Source organism: Rhizobacter sp. P5_C2 (genome assembly GCF_054049715.1).
Map to the genome: position 1 here is coordinate 104,597 of NZ_JBFULV010000002.1, position 20,611 is coordinate 125,207.

General features: G+C 60.7%; 18 protein-coding genes. All 18 read left to right on the forward strand.

Translation table 11 applies throughout. The features are described 5' to 3' along the window. Nucleotides 1–102: 102 nt before the first annotated feature. On the forward strand, nucleotides 103–981 hold the full coding sequence (locus tag ACXJLU_RS01260) for a transposase (protein WP_457328699.1): 879 nt from the start codon (nucleotides 103–105) through the stop codon (nucleotides 979–981). A gap of 368 nt (nucleotides 982–1,349) precedes the next feature. Further along, the gene (locus ACXJLU_RS01265) at nucleotides 1,350–2,741 is read left to right on the forward strand and encodes an LLM class flavin-dependent oxidoreductase (protein ID WP_457328700.1); all 1,392 of its coding nucleotides are present in this window, start codon (nucleotides 1,350–1,352) and stop codon (nucleotides 2,739–2,741) included. 223 nt (nucleotides 2,742–2,964) lie between these two features. After that, nucleotides 2,965–3,198, forward strand: coding sequence for a hypothetical protein (locus ACXJLU_RS01270; protein WP_457328701.1), 234 nt, complete (start codon nucleotides 2,965–2,967; stop codon nucleotides 3,196–3,198). A gap of 89 nt (nucleotides 3,199–3,287) precedes the next feature. Continuing rightward, nucleotides 3,288–4,511, forward strand: coding sequence for an aminotransferase class I/II-fold pyridoxal phosphate-dependent enzyme (locus tag ACXJLU_RS01275; RefSeq protein ID WP_457328702.1), 1,224 nt, complete (start codon nucleotides 3,288–3,290; stop codon nucleotides 4,509–4,511). An 8-nt stretch (nucleotides 4,512–4,519) separates the two neighbouring features. Further along, nucleotides 4,520–6,061 (forward strand): methionine--tRNA ligase, encoded by a 1,542-nt coding sequence (gene metG / locus ACXJLU_RS01280; RefSeq protein ID WP_457328703.1) that lies wholly within the window; start codon nucleotides 4,520–4,522, stop codon nucleotides 6,059–6,061. A gap of 4 nt (nucleotides 6,062–6,065) precedes the next feature. After that, complete coding sequence (locus ACXJLU_RS01285; protein ID WP_457328704.1) at nucleotides 6,066–7,313, forward strand: phenylacetate--CoA ligase family protein; 1,248 nt, start codon at nucleotides 6,066–6,068, stop codon at nucleotides 7,311–7,313. 32 nt (nucleotides 7,314–7,345) lie between these two features. Then, entirely contained in the window at nucleotides 7,346–8,176 is an 831-nt protein-coding gene (locus tag ACXJLU_RS01290) for an HpcH/HpaI aldolase/citrate lyase family protein (protein ID WP_457328705.1), read from the forward strand. An 11-nt stretch (nucleotides 8,177–8,187) separates the two neighbouring features. Next, entirely contained in the window at nucleotides 8,188–9,327 is a 1,140-nt protein-coding gene (locus ACXJLU_RS01295; RefSeq protein WP_457328706.1) for a DUF6817 domain-containing protein, read from the forward strand. Then, entirely contained in the window at nucleotides 9,324–9,512 is a 189-nt protein-coding gene (locus tag ACXJLU_RS01300; RefSeq protein ID WP_457328707.1) for a hypothetical protein, read from the forward strand. The genes ACXJLU_RS01295 and ACXJLU_RS01300 overlap by 4 nt, the downstream gene beginning before the upstream one ends. Continuing rightward, nucleotides 9,509–10,270 (forward strand): SDR family NAD(P)-dependent oxidoreductase, encoded by a 762-nt coding sequence (locus tag ACXJLU_RS01305; protein WP_457328708.1) that lies wholly within the window; start codon nucleotides 9,509–9,511, stop codon nucleotides 10,268–10,270. Before ACXJLU_RS01300 ends, ACXJLU_RS01305 begins: the two co-directional genes overlap by 4 nt. A gap of 17 nt (nucleotides 10,271–10,287) precedes the next feature. Continuing rightward, nucleotides 10,288–10,818, forward strand: a complete 531-nt coding sequence (locus tag ACXJLU_RS01310; RefSeq protein WP_457328709.1) for a MaoC family dehydratase — start codon at nucleotides 10,288–10,290, stop codon at nucleotides 10,816–10,818. A gap of 2 nt (nucleotides 10,819–10,820) precedes the next feature. Continuing rightward, entirely contained in the window at nucleotides 10,821–11,738 is a 918-nt protein-coding gene (locus ACXJLU_RS01315) for an ornithine cyclodeaminase family protein (protein WP_457328710.1), read from the forward strand. Between the two features lie 53 nt (nucleotides 11,739–11,791). Continuing rightward, nucleotides 11,792–15,013, forward strand: coding sequence for a lantibiotic dehydratase (locus ACXJLU_RS01320; RefSeq protein ID WP_457328711.1), 3,222 nt, complete (start codon nucleotides 11,792–11,794; stop codon nucleotides 15,011–15,013). Further along, nucleotides 15,013–16,257 (forward strand): ATP-grasp domain-containing protein, encoded by a 1,245-nt coding sequence (locus ACXJLU_RS01325; RefSeq protein ID WP_457328712.1) that lies wholly within the window; start codon nucleotides 15,013–15,015, stop codon nucleotides 16,255–16,257. The genes ACXJLU_RS01320 and ACXJLU_RS01325 overlap by 1 nt, the downstream gene beginning before the upstream one ends. Before the next feature lie 52 nt (nucleotides 16,258–16,309). Beyond that, on the forward strand, nucleotides 16,310–17,557 hold the full coding sequence (locus ACXJLU_RS01330) for a hypothetical protein (RefSeq protein WP_457328713.1): 1,248 nt from the start codon (nucleotides 16,310–16,312) through the stop codon (nucleotides 17,555–17,557). 5 nt (nucleotides 17,558–17,562) lie between these two features. Beyond that, the gene (locus ACXJLU_RS01335) at nucleotides 17,563–18,003 is read left to right on the forward strand and encodes a hypothetical protein (RefSeq protein WP_457328714.1); all 441 of its coding nucleotides are present in this window, start codon (nucleotides 17,563–17,565) and stop codon (nucleotides 18,001–18,003) included. An 84-nt stretch (nucleotides 18,004–18,087) separates the two neighbouring features. Beyond that, a complete protein-coding gene (locus ACXJLU_RS01340; RefSeq protein WP_457328715.1) occupies nucleotides 18,088–19,383 on the forward strand; it encodes an MFS transporter in 1,296 nt (431 codons plus the stop codon). 62 nt (nucleotides 19,384–19,445) lie between these two features. Continuing rightward, the coding region (locus tag ACXJLU_RS01345) for an IS701 family transposase (RefSeq protein WP_457328716.1) at nucleotides 19,446–20,611 on the forward strand (1,166 nt) is incomplete at its 3' end.

Below are 20,611 nucleotides of genomic sequence, written 5' to 3' on the forward strand. Positions count from 1 at the left end.
GGTGCGCAGGTGCGGCGCCAGTTCTCTTGAACGTGAACTCTCGCGTTCAGGCTGAACTGGAAGACCAAGCCCGTATCAACGCGATGGGGACGAAGGACAGCCTTGGTCATCGGTTCCAATGCAGTTGTAGCGTCGGATGTAGAAATCTGTACGCGCAGACATCTCACGACCGTCTTCTGCGATGCGGCCAGATCGCTCATCGAGCAGGCCGTCGAACGCGAGGTGGACGAGTTCATCGATCACCACAATTCTCTGAAGCGAGACCGTCCAGTCCACCTCGTACGCAACGGATATTTGCCAGCTCGTACGCTGCGTTCGTTGGCAGGGGACATCGAAGTACGGATGCCTCGTGTGCGCGACCGAAGTGGCGCGGTGGCCTTCAGATCGAGGATTCTCCAGCCCTATCGACGGCGCATTGAACATGATGTCGACACACTGCTCTGGTGCTACTTGGAGGCAGTTGCATGCGCAGATTTTTCTGAGTTGATCGTTCTGCTGACCGGGTGCAGCCAGGCGTGCTTAACAAGAAGCGCAACGCAGCGATCACCGCTGAAGACCGTTACGCCCCATCGGCCGGTCGACGGCCGACTCGTCAGTCTCAGCGTCGCAGGAATTCGAAGACCTGACAACCCGACGCAGCTTGTGGCAATCCTGGGAGGGAGGTCGAGTGGGCCATCAACGACCGTGCACGCCTTCTACCTCAGCGAGGACAAGAAGACAACGGTGGAGGCCGCAGTCTCTGTGCTCAAGTTACAAGGGCTCGACGAGGACCGCTGCAACTCCTTGTTTGATTGCCTCAATCTATTGCCGGGACCCATGTGGCTATCGCTACAGCCTCTCACACAGCAACCTCCCATGAACCGATCGGCCGATCTCGACATGTGGGCCGCAGCGTCTGTCCGCCCGTCTACGGACGAGGTGGACGACCCGGACCGCCGGGACTGCGAACGATCCGCCGACCTCACTGAACACAACTTTTGACGAGTTGGATTCGCCCTTCTACGATCTGTCTATATAGATTCTCGGTCCTCGGAGATTGACAAGTTGGACCTTGTGCTATCGAACAGGAGGAGTCGTCGACATGCAACGCAGACGCAATTATCGATTTCGAGGCGTGCGATGGTCACTCGTCAGTGCGACGAACCGATCCGATGGCTCCAAGCAACGTGGATATGCACTGAATCCGGCTGCCGTGCCATGAATTTTCTCTCCCAAGCGGCGGTACGCAAGCCTCTCTGTGGCTTGGCGCCACCGACTCTCCTCGGCAATCTCGCGCAGATCCGCAATGTCCTGGTTGCTGTCTTCATCGCGCGCGCAGAGCTTCGCCACTTGGCTCGATTGGCGCAGGCATGACCATAAAAACCTCAATCGATACTCGACGCCAACTTCGCCTCTGTGCATTCATTCCAGGCACTCCGAGCGATAGTTGGAGAAGGCCGGATGCCGAGGCGGATATCGACGCGGCACGCCGCTTCGAGCCATTCCAGCGCATCGCGCAGACTCTGGAACGTGGGAAGTTCGACGCTCTGTTCATGAATGACAGCGTCAGCATCATGTCCGGCAAGCCGGATCCGGAGGTTATTGCCCGTACGCCGCAGTGCGTTCGCTGGGATCCGTTGACATTGCTGCCGGCGTTGGCCCTCGTCACGCGACGGATTGGCCTGATTGCCACTGCCAATACTACATACAACGATCCCTATACCCTCGCTCGACGCCTGTCCTCCTTGGATTGGCTAAGTGGCGGGAGGTCTGGATGGAACCTTGTGACCTCGCTGAGTGGCGGGGGCAACTTCAGCCAAGGTGAACACGTCCTGCATTCGAATCGTTATGACCGCGCAGAGGAATTTGTTGATGTGATTCGGGGCCTGTGGGACAGCTGGGATGACGATGCCTTTGTGCAGGACAAGGCGAGCGGCATCTGGTGCGATCCCTCGCGTATGAATACGCTCGACTATCAAGGCCAACATTTTTCCGTCAAAGGGCCGCTAAACGCCCATCGGCCCTTGCAAGGCTATCCTGTGATGGTCCAGGCCGGCTCCTCCGGGCCGGGCCGCGACCTCGGTGCACGAACGGCGGAGTTGATTTTCACGGCGGCCTCCCATCTAGAGGAAGCCATCGCATTCAATCGTGATATGACCAGCCGCCTCGACGCTTTTGGTCGCAGTCGCGAAGAGATCAAGATCTTGCCCGGCGTCTTGGTCTTTGTAGGACGGACCGAAGAACAGGCTATCGCCAAATGTGATGACCTGCTGGCCTTGTCCGACACAAACTCGCGGCTGAAGGCACTCTCGCAGTACATCGGCATCGGCGTGGATTTGTCGCAGTTTCCGATAGATGGACCGGTTCCAATTCCGGCGGTGCTCCCCGATACCAATATTCACAAAAGCCGCCAACAGCTTGTGATGGAGTTGATACGGAGAGAGCTTCCCACTATTCGGCAATTGCTCCGCAGCCTCGTCGCTGACGGACACTTGGTGGTGATTGGCACTCCGTCTAAAGTCGCAGACGTCTTTCAGACTTGGCTAAATGAAGGTGCTGCTGACGGGTTCAATGTCATGTTTGACGATATGAGTTCCAGCATCGATGACTTCGTCGACTTGGTAGTCCCCGAGCTCCAGCGGCGCGGTCTCTTCCGAGCCGACTACACCGGCACAACGCTGCGCGAGCACTTAGGCTTCCAACGCCCCCTCAACAGCTTCTCGGCTCGAAAAGGGGCCCCACTCCTGCGCGCGCGAGACTGATTCTCGTCCGGCAAAACGTCTCAAGCCTGCCGAGCGAAATACAGGGTTTTCGCCCACTCTTGGATGGAGCAAGGGCTGGCACAGCCGCCCATCTTTATACACACCATTAATGTCGCAATTTATTCATTCAGCATACAAATATAAAGCCGAATTGACCCAAGCATAGATATGAAGCCCCCCCTTATGCACCGGTCAAGGGCGGACTTTCAACACAGGGAAATCAATGAAAACCGATGAACGTCATATGCCCTCCCCGCAATTGGCGCACCGCCGCCCGACATCGGAAGTCAGCCTCTCCGAAATTGAGATATTTGATTTAAGGGAGCTCGTGCCCTTCGATATTCTGCTTGTCGGTGGGGATGATAGCTTATCTGATACCCAAGCCGTCGAGGAATTCGACGATCGCCTGTCGCCGTCCAACCGCCCCGGCGGCCAACGACACCCCCTCTCCTACTAAGCCTCTGTTCTTAAGGCGCTTTGCTGCGCTCGCACGCTTGCGAGGCAGTCAAGGCACAACTTCGCCCCTTTAACGCCAAGGATTTCTCCGTGAACAAGTTTGGCAATATATCAAAGATGGTGGCAATTAGTGATCCTGCTTGGGTGGCTGCGAAAGAAACTGGGCTGGCAGGATTGGCCGTCAAACACGAGATGGCGCCCTACGTATCCGGAGATGGCAGGCAGTTCATCAATATGTGCTCTTGCTCGTATCTTGGACTGGATACCAATGAAAGCATTCTTCAGGGAGCAATACATGGAATCGAGAAAGCGGGCACGCTGCATTTGACAACTGCTCGAACTCGCCTCGTTATATCCCTACTGTCGGATCTGGAGGATGCCCTGTCGGAGCATTATGGGGGTGAGGCGGTATCTTATATCTCCTGCGCTGCGGCGACCTCCGCATTCCTTCCCATGTTCGCTTCCGGAATTTTCTCAGGCGGTCGAAAGCCAGTCATGGCTTTCGACAAATATGCCCATTTCTCCATGAATCACGTCAAGCCCATCTGTGGCGACGAAACTCAGGTGGAGACATGTCCGCACAACGACCTCAACTTCGTCGAAGATCTCTGCAAGCGGCACGAAATCGTGGCCTATATCGGCGACGGCACATACAGTGTGGAGGGCTTCGCCCCCGTCGAGCAATTGAAGTACCTTCAGGACCGCTATGGCCTGTTTCTCTATCTCGACGACTCGCACGGCTTGTCGATCACCGGTGAGCGCGGAGAAGGTCACGTGCTTCGAAACCTGGGCGAACTCAACGATCGCACTATCGTCGTTGGATCGTTGGCAAAGGCGTTCGGCGCCTGCGGAGGCTTGCTAGTCAGCGGCAATCCAAGTATTAAAGAGCGGCTGGTTCGGTACGGCAATCCGTGGTCGCAATACATGAATTCCGCGGGCATCGGTGGGACATTTGCATCACTGGCACTCCATAAGAGCCCGGAACTTGCCCGGCTGCAAGCCGCGTGGCGGCGAAACCTATCGCGCCTCGACGAGCAATTTGAGTCCATCAACCGATTCACGGAATCGCCCGTTCGAGTCATCCTGCTCGATTCGGCCGAGACTGCCGTTGGCAGCGCCACGGCGCTGCTGGCTCGCGGCTTCTATACCTCGGCAGTCTTCTTTCCCATTGTTCCCAAAGACACCGCTGGGCTGCGAATCATGCCGCGCGCAGATTTGACCCCCGAGCAGATGAATGCGTTCTGCACGTCGCTCATGGACGTCTGCGGGGCAGCGCTGCGATCCACGGACATAGAACCCGCCACTGCGCAATAGGAAGCTTCATGAGTGGAACAGCCCCAGCAGCGGACCGTCCTTTATATCTGACGACGCCCATCTACTATGTTAACGACCGTCCCCATCTCGGCCACGCCTATGCCAGCATCCATGCCGATGTGGTGGCGCGCTTTGGCGCCTTGGAGGGCCGGCCCACCGTGTTTATCACGGGCGCGGATGAACACGGTGAAAAAATTGCCAAGGCCGCGGCCGCCATGAATGAGCCCATTCAGGCCTTTGTGGACCGCAATGCTGCGGCGTTCCGCGAGGCTTGGGACCAATTGAGCGTGGTACCCACAGCCTTCGTCCGGACCACGGATCCCGCGCATAAGGCGTATGTAAGCGCCATCCTGCAATCTCTCCATGACAACGGCGACATCTACGAGGCCGAATACGAAGGCCTGTATTCGATTGGACAAGAGCGTTACGTCACCCAGAAGGAGCTGGTAGACGGCAAGTTGCCAGAAGACAAGGAACCGCCTCAACTGCGTCGCGAGACAAATTACTTCTTCAGGATGGAGAAGTATCGAGAGGCCATTCAGGCGCTGTTGAGGAACCAGCCAAGCCTGGTCCATCCGAAGGAATATGCCGCGGAGGTCCGGCATTTGCTGGAGGAGCCCATTGGGGACTTGAGCATCTCCCGCCCGAGGGATCGGGTCAGCTGGGGCATTCCGCTGCCCTGGGATCACGCACACGTGACGTATGTGTGGTTCGACGCGCTGCTGAGCTATGTGTCCGAATTGCGGAAGGAAGAGGGGCGCTTCGACCGCTTCTGGCCGCATACACGTCACATCATCGGCAAGGACATTCTCAGGCCGCATACCCTGTTCTGGTTGGCCATGTGCTTGGCCATTGGGCTGCCCCCCTATCAGCGACTTCACGTCTCCGGCCATCTGCTAGGCTCTGACGGACGAAAGATGAGCAAGTCGCTGGGCAATGGCGTCGACCCGCTCGATGCAGCTCGCAAATACGGCGTCGACGTTCTGCGCTATGTATTGATCCGCGAGGTTCCCTTCGGGGCCGATGGAGTCATTAGCGAACAGGTCATCGAGCAACGGCTATCGAATGATCTTGCCAACGACCTCGGAAATCTCGCAGCACGGACCTTGGCGATGATTGCCCGATATCGCGGTGGCCGCGTTCCCGCGGCCTCCCATCTCGGGGCCACCGAACGCCACTTGGAGGCGGAGAGCGAGCGCCTGAGGCAGGCGTGTCCCGCGTGGGTGGAGGACTTGCGCCTCTCACATGGCGTGGAGCAAATCCTCGAGTTCGTACGCGGACTGAATCGTTATGTGAGCGAGCAGGCGCCGTGGGCTCTGGCCAAGCAGCCGGACGGGCAGCTCCAACTGGACACCGTCCTCAATACCCTGCATCAAGGCTTGGTCTCAGCCTCCACTCTGCTGTTCCCGATCATGCCCGGAAAGATGTCGGCACTCCGCGACGCCCTGGGCTTGATGGTCCCGCCCTCGTTGTCCGAGCGCTGGACGACAGAAGGTGGCCACCAAGTGGACGTTGACGCGCCGGTGCTGTTTCCCAAAGTAGGAGGGTGACCAAGTGCGATATAGCGTTGAACAACTGATTGCATTGGCCCGCGCCAGCTCACCGCTGTACGGCAGGCTCTATCGCGATCTCCCCCAGGGCGCACTTGAATGGGCCCGAATCCCTGTGCTCACTCATGACCGCTTGATGGAGGTTGTACATGACGCGCAGGCCATCAGCTTTTTTGATCCTCACGGTCGCTCGGACGGAATCATTTATCAGTCCTCGGCCACCACGGGCAAGCCCAAGGCCACTCTGTTTGGGCGCGAGGAATGGAAGGCCACCACCAACATCCTGGCTACGCGTCACTGGAAGTCCGGCGCGCTCCAGGAGGGGGATATCGTCGCCAACCTCTGCGTGGGGGGCAGCGCATCCTTCATGTTCGTGCATGGCACGCTTGAGCAATTCCCCGGCCTGTGCGCTGAGGTGCCGATTGGCTCGGATCATCCCTTTGCTCACATCGTAGGCACCTACCAGAAGTTCCGGGCCAACGTGCTGGCTGGCATCAATTCGGTCTTCCTGGGATTAGCTCAACACATCATGGCGCATGGGGAGCCGGACGCCACTATCACGCGCATCCTCTGCGGCGGTGAGTTGATGTATGGCGCCCAGCTCGGCGTCGTCCAGCGCGCATTTCCAAATGCGACGGTCATTCCCTTCATGTTCGCCACCACGGAGACTGGCTTGATTGGCCTCAGCGAGGCCGGCTTCGCTCAAAACGAGTTCAGGGTCTGCGCGGATGCCAGCCTGCTGGAGATCATGGACCCGACGACGATGCAGCCGATTGAGGAGGTCAGCCGAATGGGACTTTGCGTAGTCACCAGTCTGCTGCGCACTGCAGCGCCGGCCATCCGCATGGACATCGGCGATCGTGGCATGTGGGTGGAGGCCCCCGGCGCGGCGGAACGCAAGTTCTCCATACATGGTCGCCGCTTCACCACCCAGTATCCGCTGGGGCCACGCGTGCTCATCACGGAGACAGATGTGGCAACACTGATCGCTGCACTATCGATCGATGTCCCGCTGTTGAAGCTGCGTCTCGACCTCGACCTCGGTTCTGCAACAGTTGTCATCGCGCTAGATGCAGCCGGATATACCGAAGGCGACCTCACTTGCCGCGTTAAGAGTGAACTCTGCGCGATCGTCCCGGAGTTCTCTCCGGAAGAGTACCCCGTGAGCGTGCAACTTGTGCCATTCAGCCACTTCGAGTCCGGCATCCGACGTAAGGGGCGGCTCATCAAAGACAACCGCGAAGCGATCTGAGACATCAGCCCGAGCAACCAGGGGAGAGAACCATGACCATCAAAAGCTGGCTCTATGCGCCGGCAATGAACACGCGTCTATTGCTAAAGGCCTCGGAGGTCGGCGCCGATGTGGCGATCTTCGATCTAGAGGACTCGGTCCCACCCAACCAGAAGGTCAACGCTCGCCTCGCGCTGGCGGAGCAGTTGCCAGTAGAAACCGACGTGAAGCGCTGCATCCGCATCAACGCTACGCAGACCCGCGACGGCATCGAGGACTTACTCTTCATCCGGGACCGACAGCTGCAGCCGGACTACCTGTTGATCCCCAAACCCCGCCTCGAAGCAGACGCGCATCTGGCGCATTCGATCGTCCGCGACACGAGTCCCGACACGAAGATCTACCTGCTGATCGAGTCGGTGGCATCACTCTGCGAATTGCGCACCCTGGACCGGCTTCCGGCCTACGTCGGTGGCGTTTTTTTTGGCTCCGCCGACTTTTCCGCCGACATGTGCGTGTCGCCCGAGACCACGGACTTTTCCTGGGCGAGACAGGAAGTGGCGCTGCACGCCCATCGCCTTGCGCTGCAGGCCATCGACACCCCCTACTTCAACATGCAAGACGATCTTGGCAACGAGGCCCATGCCCGTCAAGCCAGGTCCTATGGATTCGCGGGCAAGCAAGCGGTGCATCCTCGTCAGATTGGGACGATCAATGACATCTTCGCCAACCGGCTAGACGGGTTGGAAACGATTGCCCAGCAGATCGACCGAGCAAAGGAGGGCATGGATCCCACGGTTCAGCGATTCAACGCCATGGCCTACGGACCACCGCTAGTGAGGCTCTTCGACAACCTGGCGCGCCAACAATCGATGAGCAAGTGAAGGACATTCCCATGACATTGAACGAAAACGGCGTGGTGGTGAGCGATTCAATCGTCCCTCACGAATTGTTGCAGGACCTGCAGGCGTACTTTGAGCGGAACATCCGCTGGACCTTCGGCTCCCAGTCTGACCGAAGCGAACAGCAATTCGGGCATTGGAACTACGACTTCCTGGACGCACTGCCGGACAGCCAAGCCGACTACACCAGCCAACTATTTGGCTCGGCGGACGGCGGCGTGCTCAAGCGACTCTGGGATTTGCTCCAGCGCACGGTCCTGCCGGGTCATCAACTGGTTCGGTTCTACGCCAACGCGCACACCTACGGGGTCGAGGGTTACCCCCACATCGACACGCGCTTCAATGGCAACTACTCGACCATCATCTACTTGAACCCGACCTGGAGCCTCGAATGGGCCGGCGAGACCATCGTCGCCAATGAGATGGACGATGTCGCTTATGCAGTGCTGCCCAAGCCAGGCAGGGTTCTCGCCTTCGATGGCCGGCTGACACATTCCGCGCGCTCCGTCAGTCGCCGTTGTTCGGCATTGCGGGTATGCCTGGTGATCAAGACCAAGGTTCCCGGCTCGCATGACGCCGTTGTCCCCCCCGGCTGCGCCAGCTTCCTCAAGCAGACCCGCACCCACGAGATCCACCACAGCGGTCGCGCCACGCTGTACGACCACCTCGTGGGCACCTATCGACTGCTGACAGAGTTTGACGTTCCAGAGCCCACGCGCCTCGCTGGGCTCTTCCATTCAGTTTATGCCACGCAGTCATTCCAGCACGTCAGCGTTCTTGCGCAGGACCGCCCCGCCGTGCTGGCCCTGATAGGCGAGGAAGCGGAGCGACTGGTCCGCATCTTCTCCACGTTGCCGCGTCCTCGTCTACTGGACGACGCCTTGCACAACTCTTCGGACAGATGGGAGGACGTCGTGTGGGAAGCCGCGAGCCGCCTGCCCGGCCTGGAGGATGCCCAACGCGCGGATGTTATGCAGATCGCGGCCATCGAATGCGCAAACCTGATCGACCAGAAGGCGCTTCAGCTTTACCCCCGCGTAGCCGCATTGGCGCAGGCGCAAGGCTGGCTCAACGAAAGAGGCATGGTCACCCGCCGGACTCATCACCTTGGCAAACAGAAGGCATCGACATGAAAGAGCGTCTTTTCACCACGCTGTTCTGGGGCTACAGGCCGGTCACCGAGGAACAGGTCAAGGGCATGAGCCGCGTGGAACGCGTCTACGTGATCGACCGGATGAGTGATCGGGACAATCTCGAGTATGTGCCGCGTGAATCGGGAACGGCATCAGGGGACAAGTCCGGAGAGACCCCATCATGAAGCGGCTGCAGGGCAAACACGCGCTGGTCACCGGAGGAGGAAAGGGCATAGGTCGAGCCATCTTGATGGCGTTCGCACGGGAGGGAGCGCATGTCTCGTTCACCTATGCGCGCGACAGCGGCAATGCTGAAGTCGTCCTCAAGGAGCTTCGTGCGCTTGGCGTGGAGGCCTTTGCCTACCAAATCGATGGCCGCGATCCCGACGCCGCCGAACGCATAGTACAGGCGGCATATCAGGATCTGGACCACCTGGACATTCTGGTCAACAACGTCGGTGTCTTTCATCGAACACCCTTCCTTGACCTTTCGCTGACCCAATTCGACGAGGTGTTCCACGCCAATCTGCGGGTTCCCTTCCTGTTGTCGCAGCGCGTGGCCTGCGCCATGCGCTCGGCAGGCATTCCCGGCAGTCTGATCAATGTGTCCTCTCTCAGTGCAACGCTGGCCCGGAGTCGGATGGCGCACTATCAATCCTCCAAGGCTGCTCTGTCCTCGCTGACGCGCAGCATGGCCATGGAATTGGGGCCTTACAACATCCGCGCCAATGTCATCTCTCCCGGACTGACCGAAACCGAAGCCAATCGCGAACAGTGGTCAGGCCAGGCAGAGATCTGGGCCAGCCGCTGCAGCGGCATCCCCCTGCAGCGCGCAGGCCGCCCGGAGGACCACGCGGGCGCCGCCGTGTTCCTCGCCTCCGATGAGTCGCGATGGGTGACGGGCACGGACATCGTCATCGACGGCGGCATGGCAGTGGTGTGAGCACAAGGGACAACGGTATGTCATATGCGGACAAGGTGTCCCGCCGACTCGAGCGGATCGGGCCGCAGCACTTTCAGGAACGCTTTGCCATGTGGTTCGAGGACTTCGACATCGGCGATGTCTATGAACACTGGCCAGGGCGAACAGTAACCGAGGCGGACAACATGTGGCAATCGCTGCTCCAAATGAATCCGCATCCACTGCACCTGGACGATGCCTACGGTGCCCAGACGGRGTTCGGCCGTGTGGTGGTGTCCAGTCTGGTCACCTTGCCGCTGGTGCATGGCATGAGCGTGGCCTGCACCAGCGCAAATGCGATCGCCAATCTTGGGTGGGACAGCATTCGGCTGACTGCGCCGGTCTTTGTGGGTGACACGGTCTATGCCGCCTCCCGTGTGATCGACAAGCGGCTCTCGGCCAGTCGCCTGGGTCATGGGGTGGTGAAGGTTGCTACCGAGGGCAAGAAATCGGACGGCCAGGTCTTCATGACCTTCGAGCGGAGCTTCCTCATCGCCACCCGGGCGCATGCCTCCAGCCAGGCGCAATAGCCATGCTGCGTTTCATCAATGCCACCGACGCTCTGCCAACTGTGCTCCTGAACGAGTTGGTCGATCGTATGCACATCGCGCTGCGCGCCGGAGCGCGCGAGGAAGCCATCGTTCCCGAACGCTCGATGATCTATCGGGATGATGGGCGAGCGGCTTATTTCGCCATGCCGGCCTTGTCCGACAGCAGCGGCATCTTCATCACCAAGGTCGCGACCTTCAAGGCCAGGCCCGTAGGCGATACCCTGCCATCGATCCATTCAACGGTGCTGGCGTTTTGCGCTCGCACGGGGCGCCATCTTGCAGCGCTGGACGGTGCCGTTGTCACCAACGTCAAGTGCGCCGCGGTCTCTTCGCTCGTCACGCAGGCTTGCACCCCTTCGCGCCCCCATATCCTGGCGCTGCTGGGAGCTGGCGTGCAGGCCAGGCAGCAGGTGTGGGCTGTCGCTTCCGCGCGCCAACTGGATGAAATTCGGATCTGGTCGCGGACCCCTGAGAGAGCTCGCGAATTCGCTGCTGGGATTGCGTCGGATTTCAATCTCCGCATGCCGGTGCGAGTAATGCCATCCATCGATGCCGCGATAGACGGGGCCACCATCCTGTCCACCACGACATCCAGCGCCAGCCCTCTTCACAGTTTCGATGGTTTACGTGATGACATCCACATCAACTGCATGGGTGCCCACACGCCTCTATCCCGTGAGCTGCCGATGACATTGCTCGGCGCTGCATCGCTAATTGTGGAAGATCGTGCCACAGCCGTGGCCGAGGCCGGTGAGATGCATGCGCGGGCGCTTCAGATCGAGCAACTGGACGGAGTGGCAGGCCTCGACAAGAGGCAGACCGTCTTTAGTTCAACCGGCCACGCGTTCTATGACATGGTCACCACAGCCTATCTGCTGGAACGTCTGGGCATCCAGTGAGGCTTCCGCATCCGTCCAAGGACATCCCGCCAGTCACACTACAACCACGCTCCATGCTTGCAGACGTCGGCTTCTTTGTATTGCGATCCCCACTGCTGGCCATCGACGAGGGAGCCCGATTGAGCGCCGCGCTGCATGCGCGGCCTATCGACTACGAGACGCTCTGCACCCATGAGGCCTTCCTCGAGGCCATCTGGCTCGCTAGCAAGCGACTCCATGGCCTGTTGACAACACGCCAGTTGCACACCATGGATGGGAGTGCCAAGGCACTGGAGAAATATCTGCTCCGCATGACGCATCGCACTACTCCCTTCGGCTTGTTCGCGGGCGTTTCAACAGGATCCATCGGCGACCATCTGGATCTGCAGATCCCGGCCATCGAGAGCTCCCGACGGGCTGTCAGGCTGGACAGTGGCTGCATATCGGACATCGAGCGACAGTTGCGGGCGAGCCCCGACGTTCGGGCGGTCGCGCACCTGCGCTGGAACGAGACGCTGATCCGCAGAGGAGATCAACATTGGCACTACGTCGCATCGTTGGACGAGTCGTTCCGGCGCGCCTACAGGACGCGGTGGATATCTAGCGGCAAGGCCTTGACGGTACTGCGGGAGCGTTTGGGGCCAATGTTTCGTCTTGCGGACCTTCGCCATCACGTCCTTGCGCTGCAGCCGGCGCTGTCGCCACCCGAACTGAACGCCTTGCTTGGCAGATTCCTTGAACAAGGCCTCGTGCTCGCCGATGTGAGTTGCCCGGTCACCGGAGAGAAGACGGTTGATCGGTTCATTCAGGACATCGAACATTTGGGCAGCGCGGGCAGCCGCGCCGCCCGTGCCCTTGAGATTGCGAGCGCCGCCTGCGCCCGGGCCTCGGTCCCATTGGCCTCCTCTGCATGGGCCGCCTACACCACAGCCACGAACGCGTTGCAAGAGGAAGTCTCGGCGGCGGCGCTGGCCAATCCCGTACAGGTTGACCTCATCAAGGATGCCCCCCGCCTCACGCTACCCGCCGACTTCATCTGCGACGTGGCGCGGGATCTTGAGGCTGTCGGGCGTGTCGTGCGCTCGCCCTCCGTATGGCTGGACCAATTCACCGAGCGGTTTTCAGCCAGGTACGGCCGCGAAGAGGTTCCCATGTTGGAGGCAATCGACCGGGATCTTGGTGTGGGCTTCGGATATCAGAACTACGGTGCCGATGCGCTGTTGGGTAACGCAGCCTTCCTTGAGAACGCCGACGAGACGCCACACCAGGCGCTCACCCTGGACCTGCTCAATCGCCGGCTGATCGGGGCTCTGGCCACGCGCCAAGTAGAGCCGGAAGGGGCCTTCGATTTGCCCGCGTCCTGGTTTTCTTCCTCCCTTCCATCGCACGCTGAGGAGACCGGACCGGCGTCGGCGGCCATCGTGGGCACGCTGGTTCGGTCCGATACCTCCGGTGCGCTGATGTTCCAGGTCCGGCAATCGGTGGGACCTACAGCTGCATCCTGGCTCGGCCGATTCTGCGAGAGCGATGCGAAGCTTATGCATCAGGTAACCCGCTTGACGCGACTCGAAGAGCAACAGGAGGCTGATGTACTCGTCGCCGACCTCCTGCACGCTCCCCCAGGGCGGGATCGGAACGTCATTGCTCATCCACATCTACGTGGCCACGAGCTGGTGTATGCCGCAAGATCGGGGCTTGACAATGACCGGGTGATCCCGGTCGACGACCTGACGCTGCGGGTGGTGAAGGGCCGTCTCGAGTTGCGCTCCCGGTGCCTACAGCGCCCGGTAGTGCCGCGACAGACCTGCGCGCACAACCCACGACGCCTACACCTGCCACCGATTTATCAGTTCCTCGGCCTGCTGGCGCGACGCGGCCCAGTGCTGCGCTTGCCCTCCTTCCAGCCCGCATTGACGTTGCTTGGCAAGTTGCCGCGGCTCACCTATCGCCATCTGATCCTGCAGCCAAGGGCATGGCACCTGGACGGCGAACGAACGTTCACCTTCCTTCAGGCTCTCGCCGACCAAGGCACGAAAGTCGCGGTCGAAATGCTGCGCCAGCAGCTTGAGCTGCCTCGCTACATCCGCCTTGGTGAGGGGGAAGCCACGCTGCAACTGGACCTCGCGCAACCAGTGCATGTTGAACTGCTGGTCGAAGCGCTGGCGTCGAAGGAACCTGTGACGTTGTACGAGACCTGCTCTCAGGACCAGGGTCTGGTGACGGATACGCAAGGGCAGGCCTATGCCAACGAGATCATTTTGCCCCTCATGATCAAACGGGCCGCTGAGACAAGTGCCTCAAGATATCCACTCGCGGCCTTGACGCCCCGCCTGCCCGCTGCCGCGCTGACACGGGTGCTCATGAATGCACGCCCCGCACCCGACAGTTCGACGGCCAAGCGCGCCGCACTGGCAGAGGAGCTGCCACAGCAGGTGCCGCCGACCGGGGACTGGCTGTATCTTGAGATCCCCTGCGGACGCGCACTCGCCAACCTTCTGCTCAGCCGCCACATCGCTCCGCTGCTGACGATGGGGCACCGGGCCGGCAGCGTAGAACGCTGGTACTTCATTCGCTACGACGAGGGCCGCCCGCATCTACGTCTGCGTCTGCAAGGCAACATGACGAGCCTGTTCACCGAGTGGCTGCCAGCGTTGCGGGAACGTCTGCACGACAGCGGCCATGTGATCGGATTCAGCATCGAGACCTACGAGCGAGAAATGGCTCGCTACGGTGGCCCGGTGGGAATGCAGTTCGCCGAGGCCTTGTTCTGCTGTGACAGCCAGATGTGCCTCGACTTCCTGTCGATCCAACCCGCAAGCATGACCAACCGGGTGCTCGTGGACTTCGGACTGGCATCACTGGACGCGCTCCTGCGCATGCTCGGCCTGAATCTCTCTGAGCAGTACCTGACCATGAACCGGGTCTGCGAGAAGTATTACAGGGAGTTCGGCATCACTGCGGAGCGAAAGCGCAGCCTGGACGCGAACTTCCGACGCCTGACTCGTGACTCTTCGGTGCTCGGCCGAATGGTGCAAGGGTCTGCCCTCTCCAGCTTGGACCCAATGTTGGCAACGGCCATCCGATCGCGAGAGTCCGCCCTGCTGACCGCGCTGGACACGGCAGGGCCTACGGTGATGGACTGGCACTTGGGAGGGCATGGTCGGCATACCGCTCCTGACTTCATTCATATGTCCTGCAATCGCCTATTTTCGGCCAATCGCCGTCTTCAGGAGCTCCAGTTGTGTGATCTCTTGCGGCGTGCCTACGAGTCGGGCTGTGCGAAGGAGGGTCCGTGATGAACAAGTGGTCGACCGATGTACTCCATATCGCCCATCAAATGGGCATCCTCGAACCCCACGAGTCACTCTTGGTCGGCACGCCGCAGATCGAAGAAGCGGAGCAGGAACGATTGGGGCGTGGCATCTCCAGCCTGCTGAGGCTGATCGCTGGGTTGCCCGCACGCTTTGGCGGCGATTTGATGGGCTATGGCAGACAATTGGGTTTTAGCGATCCTGCCCTTGACGTACTGCTGCAGTTCGGCCGAGATCTGTCGCCTGACGTCTTTGCGCGCGCGGACCTTGTACGGTCCGGAGAGCGGTGGCAGGTTCTGGAGCTGAACGTGGGCAGTTCCGTGGGAGGAATGTTCTACACCTCTCTCCCCCGGTTGGCGGGGTATCTCCAGCCACATGACGCGCTCCGCTCTTGGGCGGAGCGCATACACGCACGCTTCCTGGCGGACAGAACGCATGTGGCCATCGTGGAGGCACCTGAGATATTTGCCGGCCTGCGGCCTCAATTCGCTGCGCTCGCCCAGGAACTGGCCGCGGTATCGCGGGTGCGCTGCAGCGTTGTCTCCGCGGATCGACTGCATTGGAACGGCACCCAACTATCTACGGCGGGAGTACCGGTGGATTGCGTCTACCGCTTCTTCAACGAGCAGGATGTCCTGCGGTCCCCTTCGTTGTACCGCGGCCCACTGGCCGCGCTGAATGCGGGCGCCATCACTATGCCGATGGGCCCGCACTACAGCCTGATCAACAACAAGGGCGTCCTGGCGATGCTGTGGGATCTGTGTGAGCACGGCCAGCTATCAGCATCAGAGGAAGCGGTGATCCGGGAATGGCTGGCCCCCACGCTTTGGCTGAGCGTGCGCAACGTGGAGCGCATTGCGCGGGAGCGCGAGCAGTGGGTGCTCAAGCCTATCGACGGTGCCTGCGGGAGAGACGTGTGGTGTGGCGGGGAGATGAGCGACGCGGCCTGGAGGCAGCGCTTGAACGCAGTGCTCGCACTGGGCCGACGTCGCTTCGTGGCACAGCGTTTCGCTAGTCCGGAGCAAGCTGAGGTTGCGATCACCGGCCGCCACGGGGAGACCGTTGGCCACCAGTACAAGATCGTCTGGGGCGCTTACGTTTTCGGTGAGGACTATCTGGGACTCCTGGTCAGGGCCAAGCCCCCGGAAGGCACCGCCGTCATCAATCACGCCACCGGCGCCGTGGTGGGCCCGCTCGGACCGCCGCGGTCGGTCACGGAGCGCGGTTGACCTTGATGGCGCAACGACAGGCCGCTCATCGCCATCTTCAACGAGGGAGCACATGAAGTATTGGGATACAAGCATTTCACGCAAGGCCTACGACCTGGAGATCATCGAGCGGCACCGCTCGGTCGTGATTGGCGCGTCGTCGCCGCCCGTAGAACAATTCGACGAGGCGGGTGGCTTGGTGGCGCGCCTGCTTCGACTGATGTGCACCCTGCCGGGCCGCCGTTTTGACGGCGACATACGCAAGATGGCTCAGGCGGTGGGCTTCTCCGATGGCGCCGTTGCGGTGCTGGAACGGTTCGCGAGAGAGCCCCTGACCCACCAAGTGTTCTGCCGCGCTGACCTGTTGAGAGAGCGCGGCCGATGGCGCCTACTGGAGTTGAACATCGGTAGCCTCACCGGCGGCATGTGCGAGGCCTCGCTGCCCAGACTTGTCGGTCAAGTGCAAGGCAATGACGTACTTCGGCGCTGGGCTGAGCGCACCGTGGCGCAGCACGAGCTGATGGGGAAGCGGATCGCCTTCGTTGCGGATTCGAGCATCGTCGCGGAGATACAGCTGCCGCTGTCTGTGTACTCAGAGGAGTTCGCGCGCGCCGCGGGAGTACAGATTCCCATCCTCGGCGCCGGCTCGTTGTTTCCGCCTGGAGCGAACGCCTCCCAATTGACCTCGCCCGAAGTGATCTATTGCCGATTCAACGAGGATTTTGTCGTTCGCTCTCCCGATCAGTACGAGCCCCTTCTCACCGCGCTAGAAAGCGGCCAGGTGCGATGCCCCATGAGCCCGGTCTACAACGTGCTCGGCAACAAGGGCACCCTCGCTCTGCTCTGGGAGATGGCCCAGCAGGGCGATCTGTCCGACGATGAAGCACTACTGGTCGACGCCTTGATTCCACGCACCGTCTGGCTGACGCCCGCTTCCGCGGCCCTGGCGATCGAGCAAAGGGCCGACTACGTTCTCAAGCCAGTCGACGGTTTTGCTGGCAGGGACGTGGTTGCCGGGCGGGAAATGGGCGAGGTGGAGTGGCGCGAGCGAGTGCTGAAGTTAGCGCACAACCCGCGGGAGCGTTTTGTCCTGCAGCAGTATGTCGATACCGACATCGAGCAAGTGACCGTGGTCGATGAACAGGGCGCGATCGCGACGCACGCGGCTCGTGTCGTCTGGGGCTTGTACAACTTTGGAGATGAATATCTCGGCGGCTTCATACGGGCCAAGCCTCAGGATGCAACCGCCATCATCAATGGCGCCAGCGGGGCTGCTGCAGGCCCATTGCCGCGCCATTTGTGCGGGCAGGATCAGGAGTGAATGTCATGCTGACGACAGACGAAGCACGGATGCAACATATCGAGCGCACGTTCGATGCCGTGCGCGGATTGGTTGGGCTAACGGATGGCCATGTCGATGCGGGATGTGCAGCACTCGGGATGATCGCGCCCATGCTGAACGAAGGTTCCCGGCAGTGGACCCAGATCGCGGACTTGGCCCTTCCGACGGTGGTGCGACTGACCCGCTCAGCGGTCGTCGCGTTGGAGCCTCTGCCCACCTGGGAATCCTCGGCCATCCGCAACGCGCTCGACAAGTGCGATGGGGGCGGTCAGCCCGAGCAATCCAGGGTGCTGCAGGTGCTGGGACTAGGTGCCTTGATGCCGTTCGAGCTGACATTGGGGTTCGAAGCGCTTGGGAAGGCGAGCACCGTGCGCAGACTTCGGCACGCACTCGACCTCTACATGGCCTGCGCCATGGTGGGCTGACTCAAGGGTGCCAGGCCGCCATACGACGGGGAAGGCGGCGACAGATGCTATCGTTGGCCGGATCGACGCTTTCACGCTGAAATCATGTTTAGCTCTCGTCTAAGCAGCCAATTCTCCAAACTGGTTCAATACTTCAGCAGCGACCCCCGGAACTTCTCCAAATTCTGGCTTGCCACGACGGTATCGCAGTTCGGCGCGCAAGTGACCTTGCTCGCACTGCCTCTAATTGCCGCTCTGGACCTCTCTGCCACACCTCTGCAGGTTGGCATGCTGCTGTCGGCCCAGACTCTACCCGTCGCGCTCTTCAGTTTGCCGGCGGGGATCCTCGCCGACAGGACTTCGCGCAGCAGGATCTTGATGGCGAGCAATGGCGTGCGCGGTGTTCTGTTGCTGGCCGTCAGTGGCCTGGCTGGTATGGGCCTCCTCACCATGCCGCTGCTGTACGTGATCGGATTCTTGATCGGCACCTTGACAGTGTTTTACGATGTCACTTATTGGGCTCATCTGCCAGAACTTCTCCCAACGTCGCGCCTGATGGCCGGGAACAGCAAGCTTTCATTGAGCGCATCCGCGTCGGAGTCATTCGGCCCGGCACTCGCAGGTGCGCTGGTACAACTGCTGTCGGCCAAGATCGCGCTGTGCGTGGACGCCCTGTCGTTCTTTATCTCCAGTGCCTTGATGGGTGCCAGTGTCGGTGGTCCGCACGAAGCGATCGAGCGACCAATTCGCAAGAGTATCCGCCATGAATTGGCGCAGGGCTTCCGAGTACTGCTGACCGACCAGATACTGCGGTCACTCGCGCTGCGCGCTGCGCTCTGGAAGTTGATATTCAGCGCCATCGGTGCTGTCATGGTGCTGTATTTAAGCCAGCATCTAAGAATGACGCCAAGTGTCATCGGAATGGCGTTCTCATGTACCGGCATTGGCTACTTTGTCGGCACCATGGCGAATGGATTCTTTGCGCGTCGGCTCGGCATGGGTCCGGCGATTTTGTGGTCTATTGCTGCATGTGCATCAATGGGCGTATTGATTCCGCTCGTTCCGTCTTGGCATTTGCCGCTCCCTGTCGTGCTGAGTCTCTTGTTCTGCCTGATGACGGTGGTAGGTGTAACCGGAGCGATCTACAACATCAATCAATTGAGCATTCGCCAAGCAATGACACCTAGATCGCTGGCGGGACGGGTCAACGCGACGTTTCAACTGCTGACACGGGGGGCTATGCCCCTGGGTGCCTTGACCGGCGGATGGATGGGGAGTGCTATAGGGTTGGGAGCCACCATTCTGTTCGCGAGCCTCGCTGGGCTTCTGTTCGCTACGATTGGCCTGCTGTATTCCCCAGTGCGAAACTTGATGGTCTTGCCAGATCAGTTCTACGTCTAGTCTTACTGTGTCACTAAAATCGTGGCACGATACGTACCTCTTCATTCTTCAGATGAGGAACGATGGGTGCGAGCGAACGGTTTGACGAGTACATGGAGCACCTGGCGCAAGGTCTGGGGCATTCGGACCGCCATGCGGGGCTCAAGGGGTATTGCACCGGGCTGATGCTGCCGCTGTCGCGCAAGAGCGTGGAGCCGATGGCYGCGCGGGTGGATCCCGTGCATGCGAGCGCTCGGCATCAAGCGCTGCATCACTTCGTGGCCAAGGCTGAATGGTCCGATCGAGAGATGCTGCGCCGGGTCTGCCAATGGGTGGTGCCGCAGATGGACTTCAGCCAAGGCGGCTGGTGGATCATCGATGACACCGGGTTCCCGAAGAAGGGCAAGCACTCGGTGGGCGTGACCCGTCAGTACTGTGGGATGCTGGGCAAGCAGGACAACTGCCAGGTGGCGGTGAGCGTGTCGCTGGCTTGCGATCAAGGCAGTGTTCCGGTGGCGTGGCAGCTCTATGTGCCCGAGGACTGGGCCGCGGACCCGGTGCGACGGCAACGGGCCGGTGTGCCCGAGGAGTTGCGCTTCGCGACGAAGACGCAGATCGCGTTGGCGCAGTTGCGCGGCCTGCTGGAGGAAGGGGCTCCRCGCCACTGTGTGTTGGCCGATGCGGGTTATGGCGTTGACACGGCATTCCGCCAAGCGCTGAGCGACATGGGGCTGCTGTACGCCGTCGGCGTGACCTCCGCGGTCGTGGTCTGGCCTCCCGGCGTCGAGCCCTTGCCGCCGAAGCGCTATAGCGGCAAGGGACGCCCGCCGGTCATGCCACGGCGCACCGCTGCAATCCAACCCATGAGCGTCAAGGCRCTGGCCTTGTCCCTGCCGGARCAGGCGTTCCACACGATCAGTTGGCGYGAGGGCACCAACGAGCCGCTCAGCGGACGTTTCGCAGCACTGCGCGTGCGACACGCTGGAGGCAACGCCGGCAAGGCGAGGYTGCGTCCGCTGSAATGGCTGCTGATCGAGTGGCCGGCCCACGAGGCCGAGCCGAGCAAGTACGTCTTGTCCACATTGCCCGAGGACATTGCGCTCAACGAATTGGTCGGTGCCGCGCATCAGCGCTGGCGCATCGAGCGCGACTACCAGGATCTGAAACAGGACTTCGGGCTGGGGCACTACGAGGGCCGGGGCTGGCGCGGGTTCCATCACCATGCCAGCCTGAGCATCGCAGCCTACGG

Excerpts from the sequence above, each read along its gene's own strand:
- ACXJLU_RS01305 (WP_457328708.1), top strand. The coding sequence starts at position 9,509 with ATGAAGCGGCTGCAGGGCAAACACGCGCTGGTCACCGGAGGAGGAAAG.
- ACXJLU_RS01295 (WP_457328706.1), top strand. The coding sequence starts at position 8,188 with ATGACATTGAACGAAAACGGCGTGGTGGTGAGCGATTCAATCGTCCCT.
- ACXJLU_RS01320 (WP_457328711.1), top strand. The coding sequence starts at position 11,792 with ATGCTTGCAGACGTCGGCTTCTTTGTATTGCGATCCCCACTGCTGGCC.
- ACXJLU_RS01335 (WP_457328714.1), top strand. The coding sequence starts at position 17,563 with ATGCTGACGACAGACGAAGCACGGATGCAACATATCGAGCGCACGTTC.
- ACXJLU_RS01290 (WP_457328705.1), top strand. The coding sequence starts at position 7,346 with ATGACCATCAAAAGCTGGCTCTATGCGCCGGCAATGAACACGCGTCTA.
- ACXJLU_RS01265 (WP_457328700.1), top strand. The coding sequence starts at position 1,350 with ATGACCATAAAAACCTCAATCGATACTCGACGCCAACTTCGCCTCTGT.
- ACXJLU_RS01300 (WP_457328707.1), top strand. The coding sequence starts at position 9,324 with ATGAAAGAGCGTCTTTTCACCACGCTGTTCTGGGGCTACAGGCCGGTC.
- ACXJLU_RS01315 (WP_457328710.1), top strand. The coding sequence starts at position 10,821 with ATGCTGCGTTTCATCAATGCCACCGACGCTCTGCCAACTGTGCTCCTG.
- ACXJLU_RS01270 (WP_457328701.1), top strand. The coding sequence starts at position 2,965 with ATGAAAACCGATGAACGTCATATGCCCTCCCCGCAATTGGCGCACCGC.
- ACXJLU_RS01330 (WP_457328713.1), top strand. The coding sequence starts at position 16,310 with ATGAAGTATTGGGATACAAGCATTTCACGCAAGGCCTACGACCTGGAG.
- metG (WP_457328703.1), top strand. The coding sequence starts at position 4,520 with ATGAGTGGAACAGCCCCAGCAGCGGACCGTCCTTTATATCTGACGACG.
- ACXJLU_RS01325 (WP_457328712.1), top strand. The coding sequence starts at position 15,013 with ATGAACAAGTGGTCGACCGATGTACTCCATATCGCCCATCAAATGGGC.
- ACXJLU_RS01340 (WP_457328715.1), top strand. The coding sequence starts at position 18,088 with ATGTTTAGCTCTCGTCTAAGCAGCCAATTCTCCAAACTGGTTCAATAC.